Below are 13378 nucleotides of genomic sequence, written 5' to 3'. Positions count from 1 at the left end.
GTGCTGTCAGTCACCTTCACCTCGCCTGTATGGCATGCCGTCCGCTGCGGGCGGACGTAGTCGTTGGGCGGCCAGGGCCAGCACCACCAGCGTGATGATGTGGGGCGTGTAGGGCAGGAACTCCTGTGGCAGCTCGTCGGTGAAGTAGTACAGGGCGTACACCGCGATCGCACCGATCGCCGCGAACATGGCCGACGTCCACTTCCTGCGGTACAGCTGCCAGATCACCAGCAGCCCGACCACGATAACCGCCGAGTACAGCAACGCGTGCACGGCCTCGGGGGTCGCCGAGAGCCGCAGCCCGTCCGCGTACCCGAAGAGTCCGGCACCCGCCAGCGTGCCGCCGGGCCGCCAGTTGCCGAAGATCATCGCGGCGAGGCCGATGAAGCCGCGGTTCGCGGTCTGCCCCTCCTGGTAGATCGACGGGCTGGAGCCCAGCACCAGCGCCGCGCCCGCGATCCCGGCCAGGGCACCCGACGCGATCACCGCCATGTACTTGTGGAAGTACACGTTGACGCCGAGCGACTCGGCCGCGACCGGGTTCTCGCCACACGACCGCAGCCGCAGGCCGAACCTGGTGCGCCACAGCACCAGGTAGGTGGCGACGACCAGCAGGATCGCGATGATCAGCATCGGCGACACCCTCGTCACCAGGCCACGCAGCAGGCCCGCGACGTCGGAGATGATCACCCGCTGGTCCTTCTCCAGGTCGCCGAGCCAGTCCGAGAGGCCCGGCGCGGAGAACGTGTCGAACTGCTCGATCGGCGGCGAGTCACGCGGGTTGTCCGAGATCGGTTGGAAGATCAGCGTCGAGAGGTACTTCGTGACGCCCGCGCCGAGCAGGTTGATCGCCACACCGGACACGATGTGGTTGACGCCGAAGGTGACCGTCGCGAGCGCGTGCAGTGCGCCACCCAGCGCGCCGCAGATCATGCCGGACACCACGGCCATCCAGGGGCCCCAGTGGTAGCCGCCGAAGGCCGCGCCCCAGGTGCCGAGGATCATCATGCCCTCGAGCCCGATGTTGATCATGCCGGAGCGTTCGGACCAGATGCCGCCGAGACCGCACAGGAGGATCGGCAGGCCGAGGGTGACCGTGTTCTGCATCGTCGACGACGACGTCAGCGCCGGTTGCCCGGTCAGGTACGAGGTCATGGCCAGCACGAGGACGACCGCGACGGTGCCGATCGTGAACACCGCCCAGCCGGGGATCCTCCGCTTGCGCGGCGGCGGTGTCATCGTCATGCCGGACGCGGCCGGCTGCACATCGATCATGCTCATTTGGCAGCCTCCGGCTCGACCGCGGCACCTGTGGCCCTGCCGACCCGCCGCTGCTCGGCGGCCAGGTCCATCCGTTTGACGATCTCGTACGCGACGACCACCGACAGCACGATCGCGCCCTGCATGATCGTCGCGATCTCCTTCGGCACGCCCACGTTGTCCAGCGCGCCCTTCGCCTTCTCCAGGAACGCCCAGAGCAGCGAGCCGAACGCGATGCCGAGCGGGTTGTTGCGGCCGAGCAGTGCGATGCCGATGCCCGCGAACCCGTACCCGGACGCGAAGTTCAGCGTGTAGGCATGGTCGCGGCCGAGGATCTCCGGCATGCCGACCAGCCCGGCGACCGCGCCGGACGCCAGCAGCGACACCATGATCATGCGCTTGGCGTTCACGCCGCCCGCCGCTGCCGCCGTCGGCGAGAGGCCGGACGCCTTCAGCTCGAACCCGAACCGGGTCCGGTTCAGCACCACCCCGTACACCGCCGCCGCGACGACCGCCAGGAACACCAGCCCGAAGATCGTGCCCCGGCCGCCGAGGTCGATGCCGGGCACCTGGCCCGAGGTCGGGATCGGCTCGGTGGTGACGTTGTTGCCGACGAGGATGCCGAACTGGTCACGGCGGATGAGGAACGCGGCGAGGCCGAACGCGATGGCGTTCATCATGATCGTGGAGATCACCTCGTGGACCCCACGCGTGACCTTGAGGATGGCGGGCAGGAGGGCCCACAGCGCGCCTGCGACGGCGGCCACCACCAGGATCACCAGCCAGTGCAGGATCCCGGGCAGCACGATCGCGCCGCCGACGATGGCCGCGACGAGCGCGCCGACCCGGTACTGACCCTCGATCCCGATGTTCAGCAGGTTCATGTGGAACCCGATGGCGGCGGCCAGCGCGGCCAGCATGTAGATGGCGGTCGAGTTCACGATGTCGACCGCGACCTGGCCCTCGCCGACCTGCCCGATCATCGCGCCGAGCGCCGTGCCGGGGTTGGCCCCGGACACGACCAGCACGATGGCGCACAGCGCGGCGGCGAAGACGACCGCGAGTACGGGCGCCATCAACGACGAGCGCAAGCGCGCGTTCATTCCTCACCTCCGGTGACCAGCAGACCCGACTCGTCCACATGACCGGCACCGGTCATCGCACTGCCCAGGTCCTCGGGTGTGACCGTGGCCGGGTCGGCGTCCGCGACGAACTTCCCGCGCAGCATGACCTTGATCGAGTCGGACAGGCCGATCAGCTCGTCGAGGTCCGCGGACACGAGCAGCACGGCGAGCCCCGCGGCGCGTGCGTTGCGGATGTGGTCCCAGATGGCGGCCTGGGCGCCGACGTCGACGCCGCGGGTCGGGTGCGAGGCGATCAGCAGCTTCGGATCGCCGGACAGCTCCCGGCCGACGACCAGTTTCTGCTGGTTGCCGCCGGACAGCGACGCGGCCGCGACCTCGATGCCGGGCGTGCGGACGTCGAACTGCTCGACGATCCGCGTCGTGTCCTTGCGTGCGCCGGCCACGTCGAGGAACGCACCCCGCGCGGTCGGCGGTCTGGTCTGGTAGCCGAGGATCCGGTTCTTCCACAGCGGCTCGGTGAGCAGCAGGCCGTGGCGGGTGCGGTCCTCGGGGATGTAGCCGATGCCGGCCTCGCGGCGGGCGAGCGTGCCCGCCCTGGTCAGGTTCCTGCCGTTCAGCGACACCCGGCCCGAGGCCGCCTTCCGGATACCCATGATCGTCTCGACCAGCTCGGTCTGGCCGTTGCCCTCGACGCCCGCGATGCCGAGCACCTCGCCGGAGCGGACGACCAGGTCCAGCCCGTCGAGCAGGCGCCTGCCGTCGCCGGTCTCGAGGACGAGGCCCTCGACCTGGAGGACGACCTCGTCGGTGACCGTCGACTCGCGGGTCTCGGGGCTGGGCAGCTCGGAGCCGACCATCATCTCGGCGAGCTGGCGGGAGGTGACCGTCTTCGGGTCGACCGTGCCGACGGTCGTGCCCCGGCGGATCACGGTGATCGAGTCCGCGATAGCGCGGACCTCGTCGAGCTTGTGGGAGATGAAGAGGAACGTGTACCCGTCCGCGCGCATGGTGCGCAGCGTGGTGAACAGGTCCTCGACCTCCTGGGGGACGAGCACGGCGGTCGGCTCGTCCAGGATGATGATCTTCGCGCCGCGGAAGAGGACCTTGAGGATCTCGACCCGCTGCCGGTCGGCGACGCCGAGGCGTTCGACCAGCATGTCGGGGTCGAGGTCGAGGCCGACCGACCCGGCCAGCTCCTGGATCCGCCGACGCGCGCCCTTGCCGATGCCGTAGAGGCCCTCGGCACCCAGGACCACGTTCTCCAGCACGGTCAGGTTGTCGGCCAGCATGAAGTGCTGGTGGACCATCCCGATGCCGGCCCTGATGGCCTCCGAGGGGGATCTGAAGGCGACCTGGCGGCCGTTCACCTCGATGGTGCCCTCGTCGGGGGGCTGCATCCCGTAGAGGATCTTCATCAGGGTGGACTTGCCTGCGCCGTTCTCACCGCACAGCGCGTGTACCTCGCCGGCGTGAACGGTCAGGTGCACGTCGCTGTTGGCGACGACACCGGGGAACCGTTTGGTGATGCCGTTGAGAGCGACCGCGGGTGACGCGGCGGCCTCCGTCTCGACCTCGGTCATGGGCCTTCCTCACAGGAAAGAACCCGTGGGTGCGTGGCGGCGGGCCACACACCCACGGGTGTCAGTCGTCAGCTCAGCTGCTCGGCGTGGTCTCGACCTTGATCTTGCCCTCGACGATCTGCTGCTTGTACGCCTCGACCCAGCCCTTGGTCTCGTCGTCGATCTTCCCGCCGGAAGTCGAGTAGCCGACACCGTCCACCTTGAGGTCGAAGACCGGCGGCAGACCCGCGAGGTTGTTCGTCGCGACCGCGGAGATGTAGTCGAAGACCGCGACGTCGACGCGCTTGAGCATGGACGTGATGATCACGTCCTTGTAGTCGGCGACCGTCTTCTGGTTGTACTGGTCGGAGTCGACGCCGATGGCCATGACGTTCGCGTCCTTGGCGGCGGCGAACACACCCTTACCGGAGGCACCCGCGGCGTGGTACACGACGTCCGCGCCCTGGTCGATCAGGCCCTTCGCGGCGACCTGGCCCTTCGGCGGGTCGGCGAAGCCGGTGAGGTCGCCCGCCTCGGTGATGTACTTCGAGACGATCTTGGCGTCCGGCGCGACGGTCTTCACGCCCTGCTCGAAGCCGGCCTGGAACTTCTGGATCAGCGGCACGTTCACGCCGCCGACGAAGCCGATCGTGCAGCTCTTGCTCTTCAGCGCGGCGATGACGCCGACGAGGAAGGAGCCCTCCTGCTCGGCGAAGCCCAGCCAGGTGATGTTCTTCGGCGCGTTCTCGGCGAAGCCGTCGACCACCGCGAACTGGGTGTTCGGGAACTCTCCCGCGATCTTGACCGTGGCGTCGGTGTACGCGAAGCCCACGCTGACGATCGGGTTGCGACCCTCGGTGGCGAGCTGGCGCAGACGGGTGAGCTTGGAGTCCTCGCTCTCCTGGTCGGTCGCGGCGAGCTCCTTGGTGTTCTCCTTCTTGACCCCGATGTCGGAGATGGCCTTGTCCAGGCCGGCCGCCGCCGAGTCGTTGAAGGACGCGTCACCACGGCCGCCGATGTCGAAGGCGATCCCGATCTTGAGCGCGCTGCCGTCGACGGTCGCACCACTCGTCGACGAAGTCGTCTCACCCGACGCTGCCGCCGGCTTGTCCACGGTCTTGCAGCCCGCCGCGTTGCTGTCGCCACCCGACGGGTTGTCCGAGGACCCCGAGTCCTTCGCACAACCGACCACGGACAGCACGCTGGTCAGCGCGATCGCGGCGACCGCGACTCCCCGCTTGAAGCGCAAGGCTTTCTCCCTCCGCGTTTCATCCTGACGACCGACCACGCGCCGGACGCCCAACTGATGGCGAGACCGTACTCTGCGGTCGCGGTTGTGCTACCGCCGCGTTGAGCCGCGTGACCCAATCGTTCCTTGAGCGGGTGACCAATAGCACTGAACGTGATCACACACGTGCGTTGCGGTCATTTGTGACGCTTTTGTTTCGCGACCTTCGGCCCTGGTCTGCCAATGAGGGCATATGCGTCCGCCACGGCCCGGAGCCCCTCCTCGGCGACCCGCATGGCGAGGGTGAAGTCGTCCTCTGTGGTCGCCGAGGCCAGGGTGGCGCCCGCCGTGTTGTACCGCTCCCGAGCCGTGCGGAGCCTGGCCATGGCCGTCCGTGTCGTCGAGCTGCTCCATGTCCTCGACGTACAGCCCCAACTGGTTGTAGCGGGAGCGGGCGGCAACGGCCTCGTCGCCCGCCGAGCACCGGCACGAGCGCCCCGGCGGCGACGAGTACCACCGCGACACCGACCCAGACCCAGGTCACGTCCTCCTCCAGCTCACTGATCCGCAGGTCGACCTCGGTGAGCCTGGCGCGGGTGGTAGCCCGCTCGAACTCACCGAGCACGAGGACGTACCGCCTGGCGAGATCAGCCTGCCGCCGAGCGTCCGCGGCGTTCGTGGGTGCAGTCGGGTGAAGCACGGTGTCGGCGAGCCGGTTGAGCCGTGCGCTGATCGCCGCCCCGCGGTTCCTGGCGTCGGCGACGCGCCCGCTCCGCCGAACGACGACCTGCCCGACCAGCCGAAACGCGACGAACAACGCGATGGTGCCGAGCAGGATCCCGACGATCAAGAGCACGATCTGCCAGGTCTGGACGGCGTCCGGCGTGGGTGGCGGCGGGATGACGGGGGCGCGCCGAGGTACCCCGTTCGGGTAGTCCTGTGCAGCCTGCTCGTCGAAGGCGAAGACGAACTCCTCGACCTGGGGGAAGAGGTCGCAACCGTTCTCCCAGGCCGGTCATGCCCTCACCCTCACCGACGACGGCGCCACCAGCAGCCGAACCATTCCGTCGATCCAGTCATGTCCGTCATCGTCTGCTCGGCGTCACAGCCGCCAACCGCTACGACCCAACCTAGGCCGGACCAACCGTCCCGAATCCTCATCGGCAACGGCGGCCACCAGCCGAACCACTCCCTCATCCCAGCCATGCCCGCCACCACCATCTCAACTTCATCGGCATCACAGCCGCCAGCCACTGCGCCCCAGCCCCGCCACCCTGAACCCCTCGTCAGCGCAGCCACGAACCAACAGTGGGCCTGCAACCGGCTCCGCCACCACCGCAAGCCCCAGCCAACGGTCGGTCCGCACCCCGCCCTCAGCCCGGTCATGCCGTCGTCACCAGTTCGAGTCCCTCGTCGGCGATGGCGCCCACCTCCGCCATCGCCTTCGCGGTCAGGGCCTGGTCATAGAGCGTGCGGGCGGTGGCGTGCCGTTCCGCTGCCGCTGGGTCGACCTTGTCCCCACGCTCCTCGACCGCGAGCAGCCGAGCCCCCAGCTCCCCGATCCTGGCCATCGCACCGGCCCGCTCCCGCCGCATGGCCCGCCGCTCCGCGTCGGCCCGCACCACCAGTCCCCGCCGCCACGTGTAAATCCCGGCGAACCCCAACACCAGCGCGGCCCCGACCAAGACCCACGGCATGAACCCACTGATGGTCCGCCGCACGTCGAACGGCCGGGCCCGCGGCTGCGGCCGTCCATAAGCGGTATTCCCCAACAGGAACTGGAGCCGCTCCAACACCGTGCCGATACAGTCCTGCATCGGACTGCCCTGCGTGAAGCTGGCCCACTCGTACCGCCCGTAGGCGTAGTCCCTCGCCGAGTCGGCCTTGGGCCTGCGCACCGGCCGCGACATCGAGCCACCGCCCCCTGGCCACCATGACAACCTCGCCGGCTCCCCCGCGACGTCGTCGACCTGAGCCGGCGAAGGAGACACAGGTGTCGCAACCGGATAGTCGAAGTCACCCACGTCGTCCCGATCGATCCCGGCGGAGCACCTGGCCGCGAAGATCACCGACGACGACACGTCGAGATAGGGCGGTCACCTGCCGCAGCTCGGGAATGGTGGTCGGTCCGACGCCGGCACCACGCGCCCCGTACACGGTGACCTGCAGCCCCTCGACAAGGATCAGCTGGCGCTCGTGCGAGGTGGCCCAGTCGTCGAGCGGCTTGCCGACCCGCGCGTCGTGAGCGTCGGCGTAGTCGCCCCCGGCCCCGAACGGCCCGGAGTACGGCGCGATGAGCAGCCGGGTGTCGGCGTCGAGCGTGGGCAGCACCCGTTGCTCGTCGATCCATGCGACAGCACCCGGCGCACGATAGACCTGCTGGTGCGCCAAGGCATCGAGCGCACGCGTGACGTCCAGTTGGGATGGTTGGCCCTGCGCCGCACTCGGCGTGACCGCCCCGAACAGGAGCCCGCCTGCGAGGACGAGCGCGCTCGGTACACGCGCGCCGGGCAGCCTCTCACGCCCCTACCACACACGACCGACAATCCCGGAAAGTTGTCCACAGCCACCCGGGTTGTCCACAGTTCACACTCGCCGACCGCCGCAAGCCCCGCCCGCCAGGCACGATCGACCCATGAACTACTCCACCACCCGGAAGGTCATCCCTTCCCGCGCCAACCGCCGGATCAAGGCATCCCCCATGGCAACGGCGGTCGTCACCTGCCCAGCTGTCTCCGGCACGTCGTCGAAGGCCAGACACAGCGCCGACTCCCCGAGCATCTTCGCCGTCTCGCCATACCCGGGATCCCCACCGGACACCTCGGTGACGACACGCCGACCGCCACCCTCACCGACGAACCGCACCCGGAACCACGCCTTCTCCCGCCGCTCGAGAGACGGACCGTCCCCAGGGGACATTCGCCCGAGCAGCCACTGCCGGGTGAGGGGCACCTGCGCGAGCGCGACGGCCGCCCCGAGTGCACCGACGACTCCCGCCGCGGTGGGCAGCCTCCTGAGCGCGAGGTAGTGCCCGTAGGAGAAGCCGGGCCCGTACCGGTCGAGTGCGCGCGCTGACCGCAACACCACGAGTGGGTCGATCGTGGGCGCGGGCAGCACCCACGCACCGGCATCCTTCTCGTACCGAGGCCGCCCTCTGACGCCCGTCACCACGCGCCCTTCGAGCCTGGGCTCGGCCCGCCGCCGCTGCTTGGCGACGGCGGCCATCTCCCGTAACCGGGAGAACGCGGTGATGGCGGAGTGGTAGGTCCCGGCCGAGAACGTCCCGGAAAGGGACAGATAACCCGAAACCGTCAGCGGTACACCGTCGGGCAGCTGCCCGACGGTGAACAGAACCCCAAGATCGTGAGGAATGGAGTCGAACCCTGCGGCGTGCACGATCCGCGCGCCCTTGGCGAGCGCGAGCTCGTGGTAAGCGAGGTACATCCGATCGACGAACTCGGGCTCACCGGTGAGGTCGAGGTAGTCGACGCCTGCCTCGGCACAAGCACCCACAAGCGGCTCTCCGTAACGGAGATAGGGCCCGACAGTGGTAACGACCACCCGCGCCCGCTCGACGACTGCCCGCAGTGAGTCGCGGTCGGTCACGTCAGCGACGAGCAACTCGAGATCAGCACACGAAGGGTTGATTTCGGCAAGCCGCTCCCGCACTGCCACGAGCTTCTCCCGCGACCGACCGGCAATCGCCCACCGGCAGCCATTGGGCGCATGCGCGGCCAGGTACTCGGCGGTGAGCCCGCCGGTGAACCCGGTGGCCCCGAAGAGCACCACGTCGAACTCCCGCGTCTCTGACATGGGCAAACACCCTTCCACAACCCCGACCTACCAACGAGTAACGACCCTACCGACCCCCAACCCGAACCGCCTTCCAAACCTGGAACCGAAGTTAGGATCCAACCGTGGCCTCCCAGGAACCAGCCGCCAGCCTGACCCGCAGAACCTCCCAGAACCGCAAGGACATCGAGGCGCTGTACGACCTCCTCGAAGACACGAACAAGGAAGTCAAGAAAAACAACAAAAAGGTCGCCCGTCTCACGACCGAGGTAGCCGGCGTCCGCACCCAAGTGGGTGACCTCAACATCGAAGTAGCGGACCTTCGTACGGACGTCACCGACATCCACACCCAAGTAAGCACCCTCAACACCGAAGTAACCGGCGTCCGCACCGAACTGACCAACGTCCACACCGAAGTAGGCGACCTCAACACCGAAGTAACCGACCTCCGCACCGAACTGGCCAGCGTCCACACCCAGATTGGCGACCTCAACACCGAAGTAGCGGACCTTCGCACGGACGTCACCGACATCCACACCCAAGTAAGCACCCTCAACACCGAAGTAACCGGCGTCCGCACCGAACTGACCAACGTCCACACCGAAGTAGGCGACCTCAACACCGAGGTAGTCGGCGTCCGCACCGAACTGGCCAGCGTCCACACCCAGATTGGCGACCTCAACACCGAAGTAGCGGACCTTCGCACGGACGTCACCGACATCCACACCCAAGTAAGCACCCTCAACACCGAAGTAACCGGCGTCCGCACCGAACTGACCAACGTCCACACCGAAGTAGGCGACCTCAACACCGAGGTAGTCGGCGTCCGCACCGAAGTGGCCAGCGCCCGGGTCGAGGTGGGCCACCTTTGCACGCGGACCGGCACCCTCGAAACCAAGTTCGACGCGGTCGAAACCAAGTTCGAGGGCAGGTTCGACCAGCTCGACGGCAGGTTCAACCGCCTCGAATCACTGATCATCTCCGGTCACGCGAAGTCCGATGCGCGGTAGGCCTCAGGTCCAGAAGACCGCGATGCCCACGTTCACGACGACCAACCCCACCAACGTAGGAGGCAACCACTTCGGGGCAGGCACCCGACGAATCACGTAAACCAGCGCGAGTGCGCCGATCACCAGCAGCACGACCGTCTTGATGCCGAGCTTCGCCGCGTTGTAGTCCTGGTCCGTGGCCGGGGCCAGGAGCTGCAGGGCGAGACCGGTGATCAGCTGGAGCGCGGCGACGTGCACCCATCCCATGTTGAGCGGCGCGTTCGCGGGCAGGCGACGCTGGACCAGGAACATGCCCACCAGCAATGCCATACCGAGCAGGTGCAGGAACACCAGAAGGAGGCGCACGAACTCCACGAGAACGATCTCCCTTGGGTCGGCCAGGCCGCGGGTCAGCCCGTTGGTGCGACCAGTTCTAGCAGTAGCGGGGCCTCCGGCTCATGCCGGGCGGTCGAGGATCTTGTCGCGGGCCTGCGCGTAGCGCTCACGCAGGCCGGGCGTCGGATCGCCGGACACGCGTTGCATCGCGCCGAGGCGCCAGGTCGGGGGTGCGTCGCCACCAGCGAGGGTCCATGCGGCCTGACGGGCTGCGCCGTCGGCGACGTACTCGCCGGGCTCGGGCACCAGTACCGGGACGCCGAGCACGGTCGGGGCGATGCGCCGGACGGCCGCGGACCGGGCGCCGCCACCGACGAGCAGGACCCGATCAGTGCGAACACCTTGTGCTACAAGGGCATCCAGTGCGTCGGCGAGGCCGCACAGCATGCCCTCGACAGCCGCGCGGGCCTGATGGGCCGGGGTCGCGTTGGCCAGGCGGAGGCCGTGCAGTGCGCCGGTCGCGGTCGGCAGGTTCGGGGTGCGCTCGCCCTCCAGGTACGGGACGAGCGTGAGGCCGTCGGCACCGGGTGGCGCGGCCAGGGCCAGCTCCGCGAACTGTTCGTGGTCCACCCCGAGCATGCGCGCGACCGCGTCGAGCACGCGGGCCGCGTTGAGGGTGCACACGAGCGGCAGGAACCGGCCGGTCGCGTCGGCGAATCCGGCGACGAGACCGGAGGCGTCGGTGCTGGGCTTGTCGGCGACGGCGAAGGCGGTGCCGGACGTGCCGATCGACACGACGACGTCGCCGGGTTCGGCGCCGACCCCCAGTGCGGCTGCCATGTTGTCGCCGGTGCCCGCGCCGATGAGAGCGCCTGCCGGGGTGCGGCCGGAGTCGTCCGACGGCCCGAGCACGCGGGGCAGCGCCGGGGTGGTGCCGAGCGCCAGCGAGAGCAGGTCGGTGCGGTAGGTGCCGGTCGCGGCGGAGAAGTAAGCCGTGCCCGAGGCGTCGCCACGGTCTGTGGTCAGGCGGTCGAGGCCGCCGCCGGACAGGCGCCACGTCAGGTAGTCGTGGGGCAGGCACACGGCGGCGGTCCTGGCGACCGACTCCGGTTCGTGGTCACGCAGCCACCGCAGCTTGGCGACGGTCATGGACGCGAGCGGCACCACGCCGACCGCGTCGGCCCAGGACGCGGGCCCGCCCAGCTCGTCGACGAGGTCGGCCGCGGCCTGGGCGGAACGCGTGTCGTTCCACAGCAACGCGGGCCGCACGACGTCGCCTGCCTCGGTGAGGCACACCATGCCGTGCTGCTGGCCCGCGACCGACACGGCGGCGACGTCGTCGATGCCGCCCGCCTGGTCGACGGCCGCCCGCAGCGCGGTCCACCACGCCGCCGGGTCCACCTCGGTCCCGTCCGGGTGCGGCGCCGACCCGCTGCGCACCAGGGCGCCGGACTCGGCGTCACGCACAACCACCTTGCAGGACTGGGTCGACGAGTCGACCCCGGCCACCAGCGGCATGGTCAACACCTCCGAGATCGAGTCTAGGGCGGGAACACCACTCAGAACGAGCAGACCGCACACGAAATAGCCGACAGAAGTCACACAGAACGGCCCGGCGTGCGGCCGGCAGTAGCCGGCCGCACCGGACGAGTCAGAACCGCACGTCGGCGAGGTAGTTGTAACCGGTCTCGGCGCACTTCACGGCATCGACCGGCTCGTCGTTCTCGACGATGTACTCCTCGACCTCCAGCGGCCAGTTCGCGCGGAAGATCCGGGGAAAGTCGATGACGCCCTCGCCGAGGTCCGCGAAGCCGCCATCCGGCGTGCGGTCCTTGACGTGGTACTGCCGCACCCGCCCGGCGATCCGGTAGAACTCCCGCACGGGGTCGGCGTTGCCCGCGACCACCCAGAACAGGTCCATCTCGAAGCTCACGTTCCGGCGCGTGGTGCGCCGAGTCAGCACGTCATAGGGCCGAGTCCCGTCGATGGCCTGGAACTCGTGGTTGTGGTTGTGGTACCCGAACCCGATCCCCGCGCGCCGGTAGGCCTTCCCAGCCGCCTCGAGCCGGTCGGCGAAAGCTGACCACTCGGCAATGGTGCCGAAGTTCGCATACGGCACGTTGCTGCGACGGTTCCCGAGAACCTTCGCGTCGGCGATGGCCTGGTCGATGTCCCCGTCGATGCCGACGTGCGTGGAGGTGGCGCGGATGTGACGGCGGTCGAGCAGCTTCCGGAACTCGGAGGCCGTGCGCCCGTAGGTCCCGGCAAGCTCGACGTTCCGGTACCCGATGTCGGCCAGCGCGTCGAGCGTGCCCTCGAGGTCGACCTCCAGCACGGACCGCAGCGTGTACAACTGAATGCTGATCTTGTCCTTGCGCACCCGAAGGTGCCCGTGCCCACCACCCCGCGCGACCCCCTCCGCACCAGCGACGGCGGGCAACGCCCCAGCCGCCCCGACAGCGAGAGCCGCTCCAGCGGCACCACGAAGCATCGACCTTCTCGAAATGGCCACGACAAATCCCTCCGATGGGTTTTGAGAGTGGAACATTTGGCGGAGCAGGGTTCAGGAAACGCTGGTGGAGAAGAACAAGTCCGCGAAGGCACCGGAAGCAAGGACGGCAGGGAGTGTCGGTGCCCCGTGGGACAATCGAATCGGGGGCCGGAGGCCAGGCCCGGCCTCCGGCCGTGGTCGACTCGGGGGCTGAGCCAACGCGGACCGGAAGCCACACCTGACCGCTCGGGAACGATCAATCAGTAGGTCGGAAGTGCTTGGGACGAAACAGTTCGAGGGACTGGGCTCGCTTGGCGCCTTCGGGGCTGGCAGGTTCGGGTTGGGTACGTGGGGCCAATCACCTCGGAGACCGGGAAACCACACTTGTTGCCTCCAAAGCAACCAGCTTCAGATCGGGCGATCGGGGGACCAACGACCCCGAAGACCAGAACCACCTGACGCCTCCAACGCAACCAACCCCAGGTCAGGTCCCCGGAAACCAACCACCCCGGAAGCCGCAACCACTCGGCACCTCCAAAGCGACCAGCTCCAGATCAGGCACTCCGAAACCAACCACCCGCAGGCCGGAGACCACACTTTGATGTCTTCGAGGCGATCAGCTCAGGTTGCGTACTCGG

At 68.6% G+C, this 13378-nt stretch carries 13 protein-coding genes; 2 read left to right on the top strand and 11 right to left on the bottom strand.

Annotated elements, in window-relative coordinates; translation table 11 throughout:
- Window positions 1–6: 6 nt before the first annotated feature.
- From CLV71_RS38370 to CLV71_RS38350, 5 genes are all read right to left on the bottom strand, one after another.
- Window positions 7–1281, bottom strand: coding sequence for an ABC transporter permease (locus tag CLV71_RS38370; RefSeq protein WP_133907817.1), 1275 nt, complete (start codon window positions 1279–1281; stop codon window positions 7–9).
- Complete coding sequence (locus CLV71_RS38365) at window positions 1278–2363, bottom strand: ABC transporter permease (protein ID WP_133907816.1); 1086 nt, start codon at window positions 2361–2363, stop codon at window positions 1278–1280. Before CLV71_RS38365 ends, CLV71_RS38370 begins: the two co-directional genes overlap by 4 nt.
- Entirely contained in the window at window positions 2360–3925 is a 1566-nt protein-coding gene (locus tag CLV71_RS38360; protein ID WP_133907815.1) for an ABC transporter ATP-binding protein, read from the bottom strand. The genes CLV71_RS38365 and CLV71_RS38360 overlap by 4 nt, the downstream gene beginning before the upstream one ends.
- A gap of 73 nt (window positions 3926–3998) precedes the next feature.
- The gene (locus tag CLV71_RS38355) at window positions 3999–5153 is read right to left on the bottom strand and encodes a BMP family lipoprotein (RefSeq protein ID WP_133907814.1); all 1155 of its coding nucleotides are present in this window, start codon (window positions 5151–5153) and stop codon (window positions 3999–4001) included.
- Window positions 5154–5329: 176 nt separating this feature from the next.
- Window positions 5330–5518 (bottom strand): hypothetical protein, encoded by a 189-nt coding sequence (locus CLV71_RS38350; protein WP_133907813.1) that lies wholly within the window; start codon window positions 5516–5518, stop codon window positions 5330–5332.
- 315 nt (window positions 5519–5833) lie between these two features.
- On the opposite strand from CLV71_RS38350, the gene CLV71_RS38345 reads away from it, so the two are divergent.
- Entirely contained in the window at window positions 5834–6067 is a 234-nt protein-coding gene (locus CLV71_RS38345) for a hypothetical protein (RefSeq protein WP_133907812.1), read from the top strand.
- A gap of 447 nt (window positions 6068–6514) precedes the next feature.
- On the opposite strand, the gene CLV71_RS38340 is transcribed toward CLV71_RS38345, so the two are convergent.
- The 3 genes from CLV71_RS38340 to CLV71_RS38330 all read right to left on the bottom strand — a co-directional run bounded on the left by CLV71_RS38340 (window position 6515) and on the right by CLV71_RS38330 (window position 8945).
- Window positions 6515–7042 carry a hypothetical protein gene (locus tag CLV71_RS38340; protein WP_133907811.1) on the bottom strand — a complete coding sequence of 176 codons (528 nt, stop codon included), beginning with the start codon at window positions 7040–7042 and terminating at the stop codon, window positions 6515–6517.
- 106 nt (window positions 7043–7148) lie between these two features.
- A complete protein-coding gene (locus tag CLV71_RS38335; protein ID WP_133907810.1) occupies window positions 7149–7523 on the bottom strand; it encodes a hypothetical protein in 375 nt (124 codons plus the stop codon).
- 249 nt (window positions 7524–7772) lie between these two features.
- On the bottom strand, window positions 7773–8945 hold the full coding sequence (locus tag CLV71_RS38330) for a saccharopine dehydrogenase family protein (RefSeq protein ID WP_133907809.1): 1173 nt from the start codon (window positions 8943–8945) through the stop codon (window positions 7773–7775).
- A 104-nt stretch (window positions 8946–9049) separates the two neighbouring features.
- Here CLV71_RS38330 and CLV71_RS38325 point away from each other — a divergent pair, with 104 nt between their 5' ends.
- On the top strand, window positions 9050–9934 hold the full coding sequence (locus tag CLV71_RS38325; RefSeq protein WP_133907808.1) for a DUF7121 family protein: 885 nt from the start codon (window positions 9050–9052) through the stop codon (window positions 9932–9934).
- Window positions 9935–9937: 3 nt separating this feature from the next.
- Here the strand turns inward: CLV71_RS38325 and CLV71_RS38320 are convergent, their stop codons facing one another.
- The 3 genes from CLV71_RS38320 to CLV71_RS38310 all read right to left on the bottom strand — a co-directional run bounded on the left by CLV71_RS38320 (window position 9938) and on the right by CLV71_RS38310 (window position 12740).
- Window positions 9938–10288, bottom strand: a complete 351-nt coding sequence (locus CLV71_RS38320) for a hypothetical protein (protein ID WP_133907807.1) — start codon at window positions 10286–10288, stop codon at window positions 9938–9940.
- 81 nt (window positions 10289–10369) lie between these two features.
- Window positions 10370–11767: a xylulokinase gene (xylB, locus tag CLV71_RS38315; RefSeq protein ID WP_133907806.1), complete on the bottom strand. Its 1398-nt coding sequence runs from the start codon at window positions 11765–11767 to the stop codon at window positions 10370–10372.
- Between the two features lie 133 nt (window positions 11768–11900).
- A complete protein-coding gene (locus tag CLV71_RS38310) occupies window positions 11901–12740 on the bottom strand; it encodes a sugar phosphate isomerase/epimerase family protein (RefSeq protein WP_133907880.1) in 840 nt (279 codons plus the stop codon).
- Window positions 12741–13378 lie beyond the last annotated feature (638 nt).

Source organism: Actinophytocola oryzae (assembly GCF_004364325.1).
Lineage (GTDB): Bacteria > Actinomycetota > Actinomycetes > Mycobacteriales > Pseudonocardiaceae > Actinophytocola > Actinophytocola oryzae.
The sequence above is the reverse complement of the archived record's forward strand: the minus strand, read 5'-3'. Positions and strand labels throughout refer to the sequence as shown.